Source organism: Tolypothrix tenuis PCC 7101, from assembly GCF_963874875.1.
GTDB lineage: Bacteria > Cyanobacteriota > Cyanobacteriia > Cyanobacteriales > Nostocaceae > Aulosira > Aulosira tenue.
Map to the genome: position 1 here is coordinate 4,191,657 of NZ_CAWNJS010000001.1, position 17,731 is coordinate 4,209,387.

The window sequence follows — 17,731 nt, forward strand, 5'->3', positions numbered from 1 at the left end:
GTAATGGGTAATTGGTAATTGGTAATTAAGAATTACGACGGTTGCAAGTCTTTAAGCTAGACGTTCAATTAAGCGATCGCCTACACGTAAAGCATTGGCGATAATTGTCAGAGTTGGGTTAACAGCAGCGCTGGAACGGAAGAAACTACCATCAACTACATATAAATTATCAACGTCATGGGTGCGGCAATTGATATCTAAGACTGAAGTTTTGGGATCTTCACCAAAGCGACAAGTTCCGCATTGGTGCGCCACACCTTGCAAAGGTAGTTTTTTGCGGAAATAGAAGGAGGCGGGAATAATTTTTTCACCGCAACCAATCATTTTTAGTACTTGCGTCCAGCGATTGAGTAGTCGGTTGTAGGCTTCGGTGTTGTTTTCGGTGTAATTTAACTGTACAGAATTATTTCTCAGCGTGACACGATTGTTAGGATCGGGTAAATCTTCAGCAGTCAGCCACCAGTCTACCGAATGAGTTGCGATCGCTTCAAATGTATGTCTTTCTCGAAACGACAGCCCTAAAACCGATGGCGATTCTTGAGCAATCATATCAGCATTGACTTTGCCTAGTAATTGTACATGACCCATTGGATAATCATAATCTTCATCACCCCAGTAAAAATCATTAATTGCTAGGGTTTTTTGAAAAGAGGTAGGATTGGATTTTAAACTGACTCCAATAATCGCGCCATTTTGATGCTTCATGAAGTTGCGTCCCACCTGATCGGAACTATTAGCCAATCCATTTGGATGCTGATCGTTAGCTGAACGTAACAACAAAGCCGCAGAATTAATTGCACCGCAAGCAACAACAACAATATCACTAGAGAAAAAGTGAATTTCTCCGTTAATTTCTGCTTCTACAGCATTGACTTCTCGCCCAGAAGAATTTGTATGTAATCGGTTTACCTTAGCTTCGGTAATGAGCGTCACATTATCATACTTTTCTGCTGGACGCACACAATTAACATCTGCATCAGCTTTCGCATCTACTAAACAAGGAAATCCATCACAAGTATTGCAACGAATGCAATTACTTAAACGACGATTAACTTCATTTAGCTTAATAGCAAGTGGCAGATAAAACGGATGATAGCCTTCTATTTTGAGCGAATCATGTATTTCTTGAATTCGCGGTTCATGTTGAATCGCAGGATAGGGATAATCTTCAGTTGCGCCTGGTTCAGTTGGATCTAAACCTCGCTTACCGTGAACTTCGTAAAGCTTTTCTGCCTCAGTATAATAAGGTGCAAAATCGCGATATTTTAAAGGCCATTCCGGCGAAATTCCACCCTTATGAATCACTTGCTCAAAGTCTTGTTTGCGCCAACGAAATAGCGCACCACCATAAACTTTAGTATTACCACCGACAAAATACCCTGTACCGGGATGAATAGCATTTCCTTTTTGGTCATACCAAACTTCGTTAGTATGATAGCGGTCTTTTTGCACGACTTCCACCGTATCCCAGTTAGCTTTTTCACGTGGTAAAAAAGCCCCACGTTCCAGAATTAGAATTTTTTTACCTGTGGGAGCTAAACGATAAGCAAGTGTACCACCACCTGCGCCAGTACCAATAATGATGACATCGTAATGTGCAGTAGCCATGAATTTTATTCCAGTAAAAGAGAGAAATAATTACTAATTCGTAATTCGTAATTCGTAATTCGTAGTTCGTAGTTCGTAATTCGTAATTAGTAGTCGGCCTCAAATCATCATCACCAATTACCAATTACCCATTACCTATTGCCCATCCCATCACATATCATCCATCGCATTATTAACAGCATAATTAGCCATTGCTTCAGTGCGGCGGCGGCTCATTTTCTGCTCATAAGCATCGTAGGCAATACATATCCAAATCAATGTCATGAAGAGGATATTTTTGTTAAAACTTTCTGCGCCATTAGGGAATAAACTTCCAGCGGGGATAATGCCAAATGCCAAAATGATGCTAAAAGTCATGAGAATTAATAGTAAACCTGTCCACCGTACCCAATAGTTAAGTGCAAACAATGCACCTACTAAAATTTCTGCTAAAGGTAATAACCAAGCATAAGGAATTGCAATTAATGAAGGTAGCGGCCCTATACCTTCCCAGCCCGGAGGAATTCCTGGGCCAATTATTTGCAGTTTTTGTGTGATTACAGTCTGATAGAAACCGTTAGCGACATTAAAGTTGAGATAATTAGCAATCCCAGAAACGAAAAAGAAAAGCCCCATGATAATGCGATTGAAGCTAACAGCAGTCCGCAGGTTAAGTAAGTATTTCATTGATGTACTCCTGAAGATTAAATAAGGGTGATTTCAAGCAGAAAAGAGGGATGAGAGCAAAGCTTATTGAGGAGGGGGTGCAAGTTGATTGAGTAGAGTTGGTACCCCTGTCCAATGCAGATTTTGCTGAAATTGCGTAGGTTGAGCAGCGCGCCATACTAAGGGAGTAGCAAAAATCACTCCCGCCGCTAAGGTTGCAACCCCAGATAGCCAAGGCGTTTGCCCTAGTTGCATATAAGAAGCAGGACGATGACGCTGGAATAATTCATCGGTTAACCACTCAGTTGTAATTTTGCGATTATGAGCGGCGTTTGGTAATAGTTGTAAGTATGTGGCTTCGCGAATTAGATGGCCGGGTTGTCCTGGAATCTGAACTTTGTTGAACAAGTTCGCCACGCCTTCATTGAGTCCCAGTTTCATCAAAGTCCCGCGCATTTTGATTTCTACAGGAATAGGCGATTTACCTTCGCGCTGACGCTGGATATTTTGCGCGATCGCAATTCCTTGTTGATAAGCTACTTGTGCAGTAGGTGGTTGCGGATCATCTCTATCTGCAGCACAGTCTCCAGCTGCAAATACTTCAGGAAAATCTGGAAGTTGCAATGTCGGTGTCACCAACAACCGCCCGCGATTATTTGCAACTGGTAAGTTCATCAACAACGGATTAGCAGTTGTTCCCGCCGTCCAAGCGATGGTTCCCGCTTGCAAAATTTGTGTTTTATTATTTTGTTGATACTCAACACCATCTGCTTGAATTTTGCTGACAGCTGCATCAAACAGAAAGTCAACGGGAATTATACGCCCTTTCAACGCACGTTGAGCGGTACAACGCAAATGGCTATTTACATCTCCTTTGAGAATTTCTTTACTGCGGTTAATTAGCACCACCCGAATTTCCGCAGCATCGCCGCCTAATTCGTCGTACCAAATAGGTAACAAATCTGCTAATGTACAAGCTAATTCAATCCCAGCAGGCCCCGCCCCAATAATAGCAACAGTCAGCAGTAGCCGGCGACGCGCTGGATCTGAAGTTTGGATTGCTTGATGTAGACGGTGACGTAAGTGTTTTCTCAGTGCGATCGCCTGTTCTCCAGATGTAAAAGGCATGGTATATTCTGCCGCACCAGGAGTATTAAAGTAAGTTGTTTTGCTACCAAGTGCTAATACTAAGTTTCTATAGTTAAAAATCCTACCTGATGCTACAGTCACTTGGCTTTGCTCTAGATGAATTGATTTCACCGTATCTTGCACAAAAGTGACACTACTACTTGCTAGTAGTTCGTTGTAGCGAGGGTAAACTTGAGCGCTATGTAGTTCACCGCTGAGTAGTTCATACAACAACGGTTTAAAACTGAAGCGATCGCGCTGTTCAATTAAAACTATCGGATGTGTATATTTTCGCTGGCTAAGATGTAAAGCTGTAAATAATCCAGCGAAGCCACCTCCCAAGATGACTGTAGCTTGAGACGCTTGCTGCATAAGTTTATGAGTTGCTGTGAGTGAACTGCTTTCAGTATCAAGTTACCTAGCAACCCTTAAGTTATGAACAGCTAAAGCTTGGCTGAGAAATTTAATGGAATTTCCGATTTAGTTTTCACGATTTTCTCAGGAATTATTCAGATAAGGAGGGAATTGGGAATTGGTAATGGGTAATGGGTAATGGGTAATTGAGAAAATTACAGCGATCGCCTCACCACTTCACCAAAAAAATTAGGATAGGCATTACCCACCCTAATTTTTCAGTATATATATTTATTTGGAAGCATCTAACGGGCTTATCACCACCCGTTCAGAATAAAATTCCCAGTCCCCCAATAAAGTTCGGATAAGTATTTTGCATCTCCCTCGTGATTTGGGAAAAGGGTAATGGGAAAAGGGTAAGGGTGAATTCAATCCTTTTCCCCTTTTCCCTTTCCCCCTTAACCGAACTGTATTCCCCAGTCCCCAATCCCCAATCCCTACTTACAACGGACGATAAACACGATAGTTAATACTCGGGAAAATATTATCCATCAATTCGACTTTTTCTAACCAACCACTATCAACTTTGCCAATTTTTACATCATCGTAAATTTTATTGAAGCGCATCAAGTGCGATCGCGTTCTTCTCACCGCATAAGGAACCATTGTTCCTGTCCGCATAATAAATGCCCAGTCGGAAGATTGTGCTAATAATAATTCCCGCGCTGCTTGGTTTAAAGCCTTCCATTGCAATTCATCTTCTGGTTCCAAGTGCGAGATTTCAATCATCCGTTCAGCCGCTTTGTGCAAATGGGGATAAATCCAAGCATTGGTATCGTTTAACCAATATTCATGGAATCCTTTGTAACCCCAGCTTGACTGCGAAGGACGACAAACTTGTTGAGTCGGCTGTTCGCGTAAATAATCTGCTAAGTGCGTCATGGCATAGGTTTTTTGGTCATACCATGATTTACGGAACAGGTAATCAATGAACCAGGGGCCTTCATACCACCAATGTCCAAATAACTCTGCATCATATGGCGAAACAATAATCGGCGGACGCTGCATTATCCCATGTAGATGTTGAGCTTGTTGTTCCCGATTATACATAAAGTTAGCAGCGTGTTCTGCTGCCTTTTCTCTTGCCCAGTAAGGGTCATAAAGGGCTTTGTCAGAAAGTCCTAAGCCACGTCCAGTAATTTTATGATACTTAATACCCGTATTTTTACGCTGACCGTTGGGCATAATGTAGGGCTTAATATACTCATATTCTGCTTCCCAGCCCAAATCTTTGTAAAACTCACGATATTCTGCTGCACCAGGATAGCCCACCTCAGAAGACCATACCTGTTGAGAAGATTCGTGATCGCGTCCAAAAGCCGCCACACCAGTTTCCGTAAAGATGGGGGCATAGGTGCCAAACCGAGGACGGGGGCGGGCATAAAGAATACCATGTCCATCGGTGAGGAAGTAGCGCAACCCTGCATCTGCCAGCATCCTCTCGACACCTTCATAGTAAGCACACTCAGGCAACCAAATGCCTCTTGGTGGTTTACCAAAGGTTTCCTCATAGTGTTCACAAGCTACTTGAATTTGTGCCCACACCGCCTGTGGATACATTTTCATTAGTGGTAAATAGCCGTGAGTAGCACCACAAGTAATAATTTCCAGGTTATTTGTATCTTGGTACTCCTTAAAAGCAGTTACCAAATCACCCTTATAGCGTTCCCATATCTGACGCGCTTCGTTAAACTCAGTAGCGTAATGTTCTGCTAAATACTTCAAATGTCCATTATGAATATTACGCTCCGCTTCTAGTTCGATCAGTTCTTCTAGTTGGGCTAAGTGTGCATCATAACGTTCTTGTAAGAGAGGATCGCGGAGCATTGATACCAAAGGTGGTGTCATGCTCATCGTGATTTTAAAGTCGATACCGTCTCGCTTTAGTCCTTCAAATACTTTCAATAAGGGAATATAAGTTTCAGTAATGGCTTCATATAGCCATTCTTCCTCCAACACATAATCACTTTCTGGGTGACGAACGAAGGGTAGATGTGCGTGGAGAACAAGCGCGACGTAGCCTATAGCCATAATTATTCTGGGGTGGTACGTGGAAATTGAAGGTCGAGGGGTTTAGCAGAAATTAACAATATTTTAAGACTTTATTGGAGTTGTGACATTAATTAATGATTTTTTCTCTATAAAATATCGTTGCACAAAAAAATAATTGCTATCTCTACCAAAAATTTATGTTGTGTAGTGGCGAGAGACTGTTCGGTTGCTGTCTCATTCCGCCAAATCTTAATGATGTAGAACTTGCAATTCTCGCTGAGAATTACAAGTTCTAGCCCTAACGTCGAACTACTAAATATTAAATATTGCCTGTATCAAAGCATATTGAGTCTTCAAGATGCCAGACTCTCTTAGCTCCAAATACTGATATGTTTCATCACCTGTAAGGCTTTAGTTTGACAATTAATAAATAAATTTTATGGTTTGATGAAAATTGACAATTAAAATAAAACTGTATAGCTTTAAAGCTATTTACGCATTAATTTAAAAAGTTTATCGATTAGATCAAGTTAGTATAATTTTCCTATCAAGCAAGTAGTTGCATTAGGCAAGTGTTAGCATAAAGCTATCCTATAATGTAAATCTTGCCTACAAAGTCTTTACTTTGTAGGTTTCCTCATGTTAATATGACCCTCATCAAAGTCTGTCAAAGCATTTATAGACAAAGTATTGCGCGTTTAAGCGGCTCATTCTTCACTGTCTTGGTATAAATCCTGCAACGCTTGCAGTTGCGTCTTGCGAGCCACACGACGATATTTTTTACTTTCTAATTTTGGTTCGTACTGAGCCTGACCTTTGCCTTTAGTTTTCAACTTCAGTGTAGATTCGGGGTCTGCTTGTTGTTGACGCTGAGTTTGATAGGCGATCGCGTCAGACAAAAATTCCAAATAATGTGGATAGCGTTCCCAGTCCCCCCGAACAACACAATCAGGCTCTTCTCGATGCAGACAATCACTAAACCGACAGCTACCTGTAGCTAACCGCGCTCTTGCTTCGGGGAAGTAATGCACTAATTCTTCGGGAGTACAATCAAGGTCAGGTTGGTTAAAGCCAGGAGTATCCGCCAGTAACCCTTGAGTGGGCAATTCAAATAATTCTACATGGCGAGTAGTGTGGCGACCGCGAGCTAATTTACCCGAAACTTCACCAACACGCAAATTAACATTGGGCACTAGTAAGTTAATTAAACTTGATTTGCCCACTCCTGACGGGCCAGCGATTACAGTAATTTTATTATTTAGACATTCAGATAACTGGTCAATATTTATACCATTTTTTACACTAATGAATATGGGTTTATAACCCCACGCGACCAGGCGATCGCTAATCTCCTGTTGCATCTGTGGTGAAACTAAATCACTTTTGTTCAGGCATAAAAGCACATCTAAATTAGTAGATTCCCCTTTCACCAAAAAGCGACTTAACTGATACGGTTCCAAAGGCGGATCGGCGACAGCAAATACCAGCAAAATTTGGTTGGCATTAGCAATTGGTGGACGGTCTAACTCAGTTTGGCGGGGTAGTACATCCGCGATCGCCCCACGTCCCCCAGCCCAATCGGGTTCTTCAACGACAACGCGATCGCCCACCATTACCTGTTGACCAATTTTTTTCAAGCGCGTTCTGCGGGTACAGAGAAGCATCTGGGGAGAGGGAGAGTCAGTGAAATGTTCATCTGCTTTTTCCTCCTTATCCCCTGCATCCAGCTGTACTTGATAAAAATTTGCCTGTACAGCTAACACTGTACCGAGTAACTGTCCAGTAGCAAAATTAACTTCTCCTGTCATTGGGCGATCGCCGGACGGCGTACCAACAAGGAAAAATAACCAGCACAATCTGCAATTTGTTCCACCTGATAGCCCGCCATTACCAAGCTATCAGGCACTTGCTCAATTGGTTCCCCAGGGTCTAGCCAGACTTCTAGCAAACCTCCAGGTGGCATTTTTTCCAAACATAATTTTGTCCGCACAAAATTAATCGGGCAAGGAGTCCCGCGTAAATCAAGTTGAGCATCAGGAGATGAGAGAGAAGATAGCTGCATTACTTAAATAGATTACCCAAGAATCCTTCGAGACCACCTTTACCAGTGCGGTCTCCCTTAATTTTAGCGAGCTTCTCTAACAATTCTCTCTCCTCTGGGGTTACCTTGGTCGGAATATCAATTAGTACTGTCAGCAGATGGTCACCCCGACTTACAGGATTACCTAAGCGTGGGACACCACGATTTTCTAACTTCATCACTGTATTCGGCTGGGTTCCAGGGGGGATGATTAATTCCACTGGGCCGTCAACTGTATCTACCTCTAAACGGCAACCTAAAATTGCTTGCAGGTAACTAACTTTAATTTCCGAAAGAATGTTAATGCCATCCCGATGAAATTCTTCGTCTTCATTCACGAATAAGTAGACGTATAAATCTCCTGGAGGGCCTCCTCTTTGTCCTGCATCTCCTTCTTGAGAGATTCGCAAGCGCGTACCATTATCCACACCAGCAGGAATGGTAATTTTCAGTTTCTTGGTGATTTGATTTGTGCCTTTCCCATCACAAGCTTCACACTTATCTTCAATCACCATCCCCGTACCATTACAGGTAGGACAAGTGGAAACTTGGGTAAAACTGCCAAAAGGTGTTCTAGTTACACGACGTACTTGACCAGAACCGCTACAAGTCGAACAAGTCCTCGGCCGAGTTCCTGGTTTTGCACCAGAACCGCTACAGATATCACAGGTTTCTAGATGAGAGATGCGAATTTCTTTTTCTCCGCCAAATACCGCTTCTCTAAAATCTAACTTCAGGTCTAAGCGCAGGTCATCACCCCGTACAGGCCCACTGCGTCTTCTTTGTGTTTGACCGCCCATTCCACCAGCAAAGCCGCTGAAAATGCTTTCAAAGATATCAGCAAAGCCTTCACTTACATCTTGGAAGCCAGCAGCGCCACCAGAGACTCCGGCTTCACCAAAACGGTTATAACGTTCTCTGATTTCTGGCTCAGAAAGTATTTCATAAGCATGATTAATTTCCTTAAACCGCTCCTCTGCTCCCGGTTCTTTGTTCACGTCTGGGTGATACTTCCGGGCTAGGCGGCGGTAGGCTTGTTTGATTTCTTCTTTGTCGGCGTCACGAGAGACACCCAGAATTTCATAATAGTCGCGGGCCATATAGCAAAGGTAAAAGTTAGAAGGAAGAAAGCAGAAGAGCCTATGCTGTAAACGGGTTTCCTGGCTGGTTTGCCGGAGGCATTCCCGCAGGTTAGCATATGGCATGGTAGAAGCAAGAGGGCGAAAGGTAGAAGTTAATTTTTGTTAATAATTGATTTTACCTTTTCCCCTTTACAAAAATCACCAGCATATATTTAGCAACAGGTGCTTTGATCGTGGAAGACGATCAAAGCTATGGAAATGATGAGCAAAGCAAATTTCTGCTCTCTTTTCTCATTGCCTGAGGCTGTCTCTTTTACAATTGTGCTACCTAGATAGGAAAAACCCCGCCATCTACCAGAGGGGCTACCCGCACTAATAGGTGTGGAAAACCCCCCATCTACATTTTGGTATCTGTGCTGGGACACTTTCTAGCCCACGGCAATTCGCTTCTACAATCTAGCAAAATTTGGTCTTAGGGACTAGGGGCTAGGGATTAGGGACTGGGAAATACCTTTCTTAATTAATTGCTGATATCAATACCCATTACTTAATAGCCAATTTCTAATACTCAATATTTAATTGCGCTCAATGCGAATTTAAAAACGCCTATGATGACATAAGAGTTTCTAAGTTAGCCTGCAGTCTGATTTTTGTTTCTATCTACAAAACTACAAACTTTCACGGCTAAATTCACATTAGAAGTTAATACGTAATTTCTCAGATTTAGTACTTAATTGCCTGTCGCCTTTTTTCTATTGCCAATTCCCTGTCGCCAATCCCCAGTACCCAGTCTCCAATCCCTAATCTATCGCCTCGTAATCAGCCTGTGCAGTATTTTCCTCATCAAAATCAAAGTTAAATTCTGGTATTAGTGTGCCACTAATTGGTTGCTCTGCTTGTGAGGTAAACAGTTCTTCGGAGACTTCTTGTCCCTCCTCAAGTTGGTTATTAGCACGGTTGTAGACATTGGCACCAATGGCAAATAAAGTTTTTTGAAAGTCATCTAAATGCTGCTGAAATTCCTGTATAGAAATACTCGGGTTAGTCATTGCAGCTTGCAGTTGATTGACTTTTTCATGGGCCAAAACTTTCATATCTTCGCCAATTAAGTCGCTATTATCTCTGAGAGTTGAATCGTAACTGAAGAATAGATTCTCGGCTTGATTTTTAAGTTCTACTAGTTCTTTACGCCGTTTATCTTCTTCAGCAAAAGCTTCAGCTGCTTGCCTCATTTTCTCTACTTCGTGGGTACTCAAGCCACCTGTATTGGTAATGCGAATACTTTGTTCTCTACCAGTACCTTTGTCTTGGGCACCAACCTTGAGAATGCCATTGACATCTATTTCAAAAGATACTTCAATTTGTGGCACACCACGAGGGGCTGGAGGAATTCCTGCTAATAGGAACTTACCAAGACTTTTGTTATCCCGCGCCATTGCGCGTTCACCTTGCAGAACATGAATTTCTACTGAAGTTTGCCCATCCACTGCAGTGGAAAACACCTGGGATCTGCTAGTAGGAATTGTCGTATTACGTTCAATGATTTTGGTAAAAACTTCTCCCAAAGTTTCAATTCCTAAAGATAGGGGAATTACATCCAATAGCAGGAGATTATCGACTTCTCCACCAATCACACCTGCTTGCACAGCCGCACCTAGCGCAACTGCCTCATCAGGGTTAACAGAGCGATCAGGCGTTTTACCATTGAAAAACTTGATGAGGGCGTTTTGGACAGCCGGAATGCGAGTAGAACCACCAACCAAAATGATCCGATCTATATCTTGCGCTTTGTGATCGGCATCCTTGAGCGCTTGAATCATCGGTTCAATGGTGGCTTCAATCAAATGGGCTGTGAGTTCTTCAAATTTCGAGCGACTGAGTTCTAATTCTAGATGCTTCGGCCCTGTTTCATCAGCAGTAATAAAAGGCAAGTTAATCGAGGTGCTAGCCATGCTAGAAAGTTCAATTTTTGCCTTTTCCGCCGCTTCTCTGAGGCGTTGCAGTGCCATCTTGTCTTGAGAGAGGTCGATGCTTTCCTGTTGCTGGAAACGTTCAATAATCCAGCGAATCACGCAGTCATCAAAGTCATCACCACCCAATTGATTATTGCCATTGGTGGCTTTGACTTCAAAAACTCCATCTCCCAGTTGCAGGATCGATACATCAAAAGTACCGCCTCCCAAGTCAAATACTAAAATTAACTGTTCTTCGTTGTGCTTATCTAAACCAAAGGCTAGTGCAGCCGAGGTGGGTTCATTAATAATCCGGAGAACTTCTAACCCAGCAATTGTACCTGCGTCTTTGGTAGCTTGTCTTTGAGCATCTGTGAAATATGCTGGTACGGTAATTACTGCCTGAGTAACAGCTTCACCTAAGAAATTTTCTGCATCTTGTTTGAGCTTCTGCAGAATCATGGCAGAAATTTCTTGCGGTGTATAGTTCCGTCCGCGAATTTGCACATCAACAGTATCATCGCGCCCTTTCACACATTGATAAGGCGATCGCTCGCGTTCGGCTGAGGTTTCTTCCCAGCGACGACCAATAAACCTTTTAATACTAAATACTGTGTTTTCGGCATTTGTAACGGCTTGTCGTTTAGCCAGCTGACCAACCAAGCGATCGCCTCCCTTGCCAAATCCCACAATACTAGGAGTAGTGCGTCCACCCTCGGAATTAGCGATCACCACCGGTTGACCGCCTTCTAAAACTGCAACGCAACTGTTCGTAGTACCTAAGTCGATCCCAATAACTTTTCCCATACTATCCAGTATATTTACGTACTTATGCTGCCGTGAGGCTTTGCGGACTATCTTATGTTATTTTTTTGCTACAGGCTAACACTCACGAAACCGCTTAAGAAAATCTGGTTACTGGGGGTAAGCAAGAAGTTACAGCATCGGATCGGTAAGTGGTTACTTTGACTTTGGGGCGGCTTCTTTTCACAGAGCCGCACCTTGTGTGAGAGTTCCCACTAAATAACGGCTTGCTAAACTTCGGCTAACCGTCAACAGACCTACTTTGATTAGGATCTGTGATGCTCGCCCTTGCAACAACCAAGGCACTTTTGGTCAGTGAGGCGAGCAACTACAGATTAAGAGTTGTCAGAACTCGACTGATTATCTTGTGCAGGTAATGTATCTTCCTTGGGAGCCGCCACCTTTACCATTGCATGGCGCAGTACGCGTTCACCCAAGTAATATCCGCGTACTAACTCTTCTAACACTGTTCCTTCTGGATGTTCATCCGTAGGTTCGCGCATTACGGCTTCATGCAGATTAGGATCGAATTCTTGACCTTCGGGACGCATTGGCGATACACCTAAGCGTTTTAAGCAGTCTACTAATTGCTTATAAACGCCTTGATAGCTTTTATGAATGGTCATTTCGCTATCAGTTTGGGGTTTGAGGTGCGATCGCGCCCGCTCAAAATTATCGACTACTGGCAGCAATTCCGTAATCGTATTCCGCTTCACCTGTGCTTCTAAATCTTCTTTTTCTTTTTGGTTGCGTTTGCGGTAATTCTCAAAATCTGCCGCAATTCGCAGATATTGAGTACTGCGCTCTTCTAGTTGTCCTTTGAGAGACTCAATTTGTTGAGTCAATGCTGCTAAAGCTGCTGCTTGCTCTTCAGTTTTATCAGACGCTGCAACACCATTGTCAGGTGTGGCTGATGTATCTCCTGATACATTTGTTGTGGCTGCTACTGGCTCAGTCACCTCGCTGCCAGATTCGTTAAAGTTGATTTGGGCTGCGGAGTCGCTCATCATTGCTTGCTTTACCTCTATTGGTTCACCCAATTGCTGGCTTGTATTGTTTACCTGTTTATTTTCGTCTATCATTGTCCACTCATCCCAGATACTATTTACGGCAAGATTTCACCACACAAATTCAGGTGGTTTTCTTGCTCATACTTTTCCTGGAGTGATGTCACCGTCATCTTATTGTGACAAATGGTGAACCTATTAGCGTATATGCTCCTAGGGCGGTAACCCGAACGTCGTTGCTGGAGTGAGATGCGATCGCCTTTTACCTCAATTATTTTACTTATAAGTTATTTTTTTTACCATATTGAGCATGAGTATGGAGCGTTTGTTATTTGGTATTTCTCCCCATTACCCATGACCAATTACCCATTACCTAGCCTCCATCTCTCAGCATGAAAAATATTTAGTGATAATTTATTCACTGTAAATGAGAATTCTGTGGCACAGCCTGGGAATACTTTATTCAGAGGTTTTCCCTACCATTGCTCATATATGACTTACTCGTCACCGCAACGGCGCAGTACCGCTCTAACCACAAAAACAGAGTTTTCGCCCTTTGGCAACAAGCTAGTACAGACTGGCTATGTTAATAACGAACAGATGAGACAGGCACTCATTGAAAGCCGCAAATCTGGCACACCTTTAACAGAGGTGCTGGAGTCAATTACCGGGCGGCAACTCTCACCTGAATTAGTTAGACAATACAAAAAACAGCAGTTATTTGAACTAAAAATACTATACGGGGTTGAATTCCTTGATCCGGAAGTCAACCAACTTGCTAATACGATGGTGGGGAGGTTAATTGAAACCCTCATTCCCGTAGACATTTGTCGTCGCCATCGCTTAATCCCACTATCAAAACATGACGACCAAACCCCACCTTGCGTTTTGGTGGCGATGGTCGATCCGGATAACCTGGAAGCTTCAGATGACCTCAACCGCATCTTGCGCCCACAAGGTTTAGCTTTGCAGCGCATGGTAATTACCCAGGAAGATTACCAACAGCTGATTAATCAATACCTAGATGAACTCGCAATTAGGCAAAAACATCTAGAACAAGAAAAGTTTACAGATATTAATCAAGATTTAGAAAACCTGAATAATCTTGATCTCGATGATGCTCCTGAAGATATGGAGGCTGATTTAGGAGCAGCGATGAAGGGTGCAGAAGATGCACCAGTCATTAATCTCGTGAATAGAATTCTGGCTAAAGCCTTGCATGAAAAGGTTTCGGATATTCACATTGAACCGCAGGAAGAAAATCTCCGCATTCGTTTTCGTAAGGATGGGGTGCTGCGTCAAGCGTTTGACCCCCTACCGAAAAAAATCGTGGCGGCGGTGACAGCCAGGTTTAAAATCATTTCTAGCTTAGACATTGCTGAGAGACGGTTACCCCAAGACGGACGTATCCGGCGGATGTTTGAGGGACGTAAAGTGGATTTCCGCGTCAACACCTTACCCAGTCGCTACGGGGAAAAGATTTGTTTGCGGATTTTGGATAACTCCTCAACTCAACTCGGATTACATAAGCTGATTACTGACCAGGAAACCTTAGATATTGTTAAGGACATGGTCAGCCGTCCCTTTGGGTTGATTTTGGTTACAGGCCCTACTGGTTCTGGTAAAACCACCTCGCTGTATTCAGCATTGGCAGAAAAGAACGATCCTGGAGTCAACATCAGTACAGTAGAAGACCCGATTGAGTATAGTTTGCCAGGGATTACTCAAGTACAGGTAATTCGGGAAAAAGGACTAGATTTTGCTACCGCTTTGCGGGCTTTTTTGCGGCAAGACCCAGATGTGTTACTCGTAGGTGAAACCAGAGACAAGGAAACTGCCAAAACAGCGATTGAGGCAGCCTTAACAGGTCACTTAGTATTGACCACCTTACACACCAATGATGCCCCAGGTGCGATCGCGCGTTTGGGAGAAATGGGTATTGAACCTTTCATGGTTTCTAGTTCTTTGATTGGTGTGTTAGCACAACGGTTGGTTCGGCGTGTTTGTCCCGATTGTCGTATTCCCTATACTCCTACAACCGAAGAACTGGCTCGTTATGGTATGTCTGCTTCTCAAGAAGTGAATGTCACTTTCTACAAAGCTAATTCCTTGCCCAACGAAACCCAAGCGGAAGCGAAAGCCAGCGGTCAACAAGTATGCTCCACTTGTAATGGCGTTGGCTATAAAGGGCGTTGTGGTGTTTATGAAGTGATGCGAATCACCGAAAACTTGCAAACTCTCATCAACGAAGAAGCACCAACGGAACGGATTAAGGAAGTAGCAGTAGAAGAAGGGATGAAAACCTTGCTGGCGTACAGCTTAGATTTAGTACGTCAAGGCTCCACCACCCTAGAAGAAGTTGAGCGAGTCACCTTTACTGATACCGGTTTGGAAGCGGAATTAAAAGCTAAACGCAAGAGTGGTCTAACGTGCCGCACTTGTGATGCCACATTACAACCAGAATGGCTAGATTGTCCCTACTGTCTGACACCTCGCTTTACTGATTAGTCAAACATCAAAAGTCAAATAACAAACAACTAGGGAGACGAAACTATGGAGATGATGATTGAAGATTTGATGGAGCAGATGATTGAAATGGGGGGTTCGGATCTGCATTTATCCGCCGGGTTACCACCCTATTTCCGAATTAGTGGCAAACTCACCCCCATAGGCGACCATGTATTGACTGCGGATCAGTGTCAAAGGCTGATCTTTAGTATGCTCAACAATACTCAGCGTAAAACTTTAGAGCAGACCTGGGAACTGGATTGTTCTTATGGTGTAAAAGGCTTGGCGCGTTTCCGCGTCAATGTTTATAAGGATCGTGGTTCCTACGCTGCTTGTTTACGCGCCCTCAGCTCCAAAATTCCCAACTTTGAAAAATTAGGGTTGCCAGATGTAGTCCGGGAAATGACAGAGAAGCCCAGAGGACTGATTTTGGTAACAGGGCCTACTGGTTCTGGTAAAACCACTACCTTGGCAGCAATGATTGACTTGATTAATCGCACCAAGGCGGAGCATATTTTGACTGTAGAAGATCCAATAGAATTTGTGTATGAACCAATTAAAAGCTTGGTTCACCAGCGACAACTTGGTGAAGATACTAAGAGTTTTGCTAATGCTTTGAAGGCAGCTTTGCGGGAAGATCCAGATATTATTCTGGTTGGGGAAATGCGGGATTTGGAAACGATTTCCTTGGCGATTTCTGCGGCGGAAACAGGTCACTTAGTATTTGGAACTTTGCACACCAGTTCAGCTGCACAGACTGTTGACCGGATTATTGACGTTTTTCCCCATGAAAGACAAACCCAGGTACGGGTGCAGTTATCTAACTCCTTGGTAGCTGTGTTTAGCCAAACTTTGGTACCAAAGAAAAACCCCAAACCAGGTGAATATGGTCGGGTCATGGCTCAAGAAATTATGATCATTACTCCTGCTATTTCTAACTTGATTCGCGAGGGGAAAACATCTCAAATTTACTCTGCAATCCAAACTGGCGGTAAGTTAGGTATGCAAACACTAGAAAAAGTTTTAGCTGATTATTATAAAGCTGGAGTTATCTCCTTTGAAGCTGCTATGTCTAAAACTTCTAAGCCTGATGAAATTCAACGTCTCATTGGTGGTGCACCACAAGCAGCAGGTGCAAAACCAGCTGCTGGTGTTGCTAAAGCTCATTAATGAAGCATAAAAATCAAGGTGCAAGGGAGAACAAGATAAATAATTAATTACTGTTGACCCTTGACCCTTGATATTTGACCCTTAAACTATTTTAAATTGATTAATCTATGCCTACCTATGTTGCCCGTGTGCGGGACTCACAAGGAAAATCTAGAACAGAAAAATTTTCGGCTGAATCATTAGCTCAAGCCCGTACTAATCTGAGAGACCAAGGTTTAGTTGTTCAAGACTTGAAAGAGTCTAAGGGCGGATTCAGCTTTGATTTGCAGAAATTTCAGACATCAATGGTCAAAGTTACTGTGAAGGATAAAGCGGTTTTCTCTCGCCAATTTGCTGTTTTGACAAATGCAGGTGTAGCGATTGTTAGAAGTTTGGGAGTACTTTCTGAGCAGTGTAGCAATCCTAAATTAAAAGTCGCTTTGAATGATATTAGCAATGATGTTCAAAGCGGGACAAATCTTTCCGATGCTATGCGGAAGCATCCTGATTGCTTTGATAATTTGTATGTCAGTATGGTGCAAGCTGGGGAAATTGGTGGGGTGCTAGACGACGTATTAAACCGATTAGCGAAGCTGTTAGAGGATGTAGCACGCCTACAAAACCAAATCAAAGCGGCATTATCTTATCCTGTGGTTGTTGGTGTTTTAGCAACATCAATCTTTGTTGGGATGACTGTTTTCCTAATTCCAATTTTTGCCAAAATATTTAAAGACATCGGTATAGATTTACCTCCTTTAACACAATTTTTGATGGATTGTAGTGCAATATTACGCAGTTTATGGTCTGTCGTAATTATTGCTGGATTTATCGGTTTATCGATTGCCTATAAGCAGTATTATAAAACTGCTGTTGGTAAACTAACTATCGACCGTATTTCTTTAAAGGTGCCTTTATTTGGTGATTTGATTCAAAAATCATCAGTTGCCCGCTTTAGCCGTACTTTTGGGTCATTGACTCGTTCTGGTGTACCTATCCTTACTTGTTTAGAAATTGTCCGGGATACATCAGGAAATCAAATTGTTGCTAATGCTATCGATGCCGCCCGGATAGAAATTCAACAAGGAGGCATGATTAGCGCTGCTTTGCAAAAAGAAGCAGTGTTTCCCGCTATGGCAATTCAGATGATTAGTATTGGTGAAGAAACCGGGGAATTAGATGGAATGTTAATGAAAGTTGCTGACTTCTATGAAGATGAAGTTGAGCAAGCAGTTAAAGCATTAACTAGTGTTTTAGAACCACTAATGATTGTGGTTTTAGGGGGTATGGTCGGTACAATTTTGTTAGCAATGTATCTGCCTATGTTCAAGGTATTTGAAAAGATGGGCTAAGAATGTCTAAAGG

12 protein-coding genes are annotated in these 17,731 nt (G+C 42.8%); 3 read left to right on the forward strand and 9 right to left on the reverse strand.

Annotated elements, in window-relative coordinates:
- Positions 1 to 51 precede the first annotated feature (51 nt).
- From AACU25_RS17065 to grpE, 9 genes are all read right to left on the reverse strand, one after another.
- On the reverse strand, positions 52 to 1,608 hold the full coding sequence (locus AACU25_RS17065; protein WP_096577563.1) for a GMC oxidoreductase: 1,557 nt from the start codon (positions 1,606 to 1,608) through the stop codon (positions 52 to 54).
- A 150-nt stretch (positions 1,609 to 1,758) separates the two neighbouring features.
- Positions 1,759 to 2,274 carry a DoxX family membrane protein gene (locus AACU25_RS17070; RefSeq protein WP_096577565.1) on the reverse strand — a complete coding sequence of 172 codons (516 nt, stop codon included), beginning with the start codon at positions 2,272 to 2,274 and terminating at the stop codon, positions 1,759 to 1,761.
- A 63-nt stretch (positions 2,275 to 2,337) separates the two neighbouring features.
- A complete protein-coding gene (locus tag AACU25_RS17075) occupies positions 2,338 to 3,753 on the reverse strand; it encodes an NAD(P)/FAD-dependent oxidoreductase (protein ID WP_096577567.1) in 1,416 nt (471 codons plus the stop codon).
- A 483-nt stretch (positions 3,754 to 4,236) separates the two neighbouring features.
- Entirely contained in the window at positions 4,237 to 5,826 is a 1,590-nt protein-coding gene (locus AACU25_RS17080; RefSeq protein WP_096577569.1) for a glycoside hydrolase family 57 protein, read from the reverse strand.
- Positions 5,827 to 6,494: 668 nt separating this feature from the next.
- Entirely contained in the window at positions 6,495 to 7,595 is a 1,101-nt protein-coding gene (gene rsgA / locus AACU25_RS17085; protein ID WP_096577571.1) for a small ribosomal subunit biogenesis GTPase RsgA, read from the reverse strand.
- Positions 7,592 to 7,849, reverse strand: coding sequence for a sulfurtransferase TusA family protein (locus AACU25_RS17090; protein ID WP_096577573.1), 258 nt, complete (start codon positions 7,847 to 7,849; stop codon positions 7,592 to 7,594). Before AACU25_RS17090 ends, rsgA begins: the two co-directional genes overlap by 4 nt.
- Positions 7,849 to 8,967 carry a molecular chaperone DnaJ gene (dnaJ, locus tag AACU25_RS17095; RefSeq protein ID WP_096577575.1) on the reverse strand — a complete coding sequence of 373 codons (1,119 nt, stop codon included), beginning with the start codon at positions 8,965 to 8,967 and terminating at the stop codon, positions 7,849 to 7,851. The genes AACU25_RS17090 and dnaJ overlap by 1 nt, the downstream gene beginning before the upstream one ends.
- 782 nt (positions 8,968 to 9,749) lie before the next feature.
- Positions 9,750 to 11,708, reverse strand: a complete 1,959-nt coding sequence (gene dnaK / locus AACU25_RS17100; protein ID WP_096577577.1) for a molecular chaperone DnaK — start codon at positions 11,706 to 11,708, stop codon at positions 9,750 to 9,752.
- Positions 11,709 to 12,040: 332 nt separating this feature from the next.
- Complete coding sequence (gene grpE / locus AACU25_RS17105) at positions 12,041 to 12,787, reverse strand: nucleotide exchange factor GrpE (protein ID WP_096577579.1); 747 nt, start codon at positions 12,785 to 12,787, stop codon at positions 12,041 to 12,043.
- Positions 12,788 to 13,204: 417 nt separating this feature from the next.
- Here grpE and AACU25_RS17110 point away from each other — a divergent pair, with 417 nt between their 5' ends.
- The 3 genes from AACU25_RS17110 to AACU25_RS17120 all read left to right on the forward strand — a co-directional run bounded on the left by AACU25_RS17110 (position 13,205) and on the right by AACU25_RS17120 (position 17,718).
- A complete protein-coding gene (locus AACU25_RS17110; RefSeq protein ID WP_096577580.1) occupies positions 13,205 to 15,220 on the forward strand; it encodes a GspE/PulE family protein in 2,016 nt (671 codons plus the stop codon).
- Positions 15,221 to 15,265: 45 nt separating this feature from the next.
- A complete protein-coding gene (locus tag AACU25_RS17115; protein ID WP_096577582.1) occupies positions 15,266 to 16,390 on the forward strand; it encodes a type IV pilus twitching motility protein PilT in 1,125 nt (374 codons plus the stop codon).
- 107 nt (positions 16,391 to 16,497) lie between these two features.
- Entirely contained in the window at positions 16,498 to 17,718 is a 1,221-nt protein-coding gene (locus AACU25_RS17120; RefSeq protein ID WP_096577584.1) for a type II secretion system F family protein, read from the forward strand.
- Positions 17,719 to 17,731 lie beyond the last annotated feature (13 nt).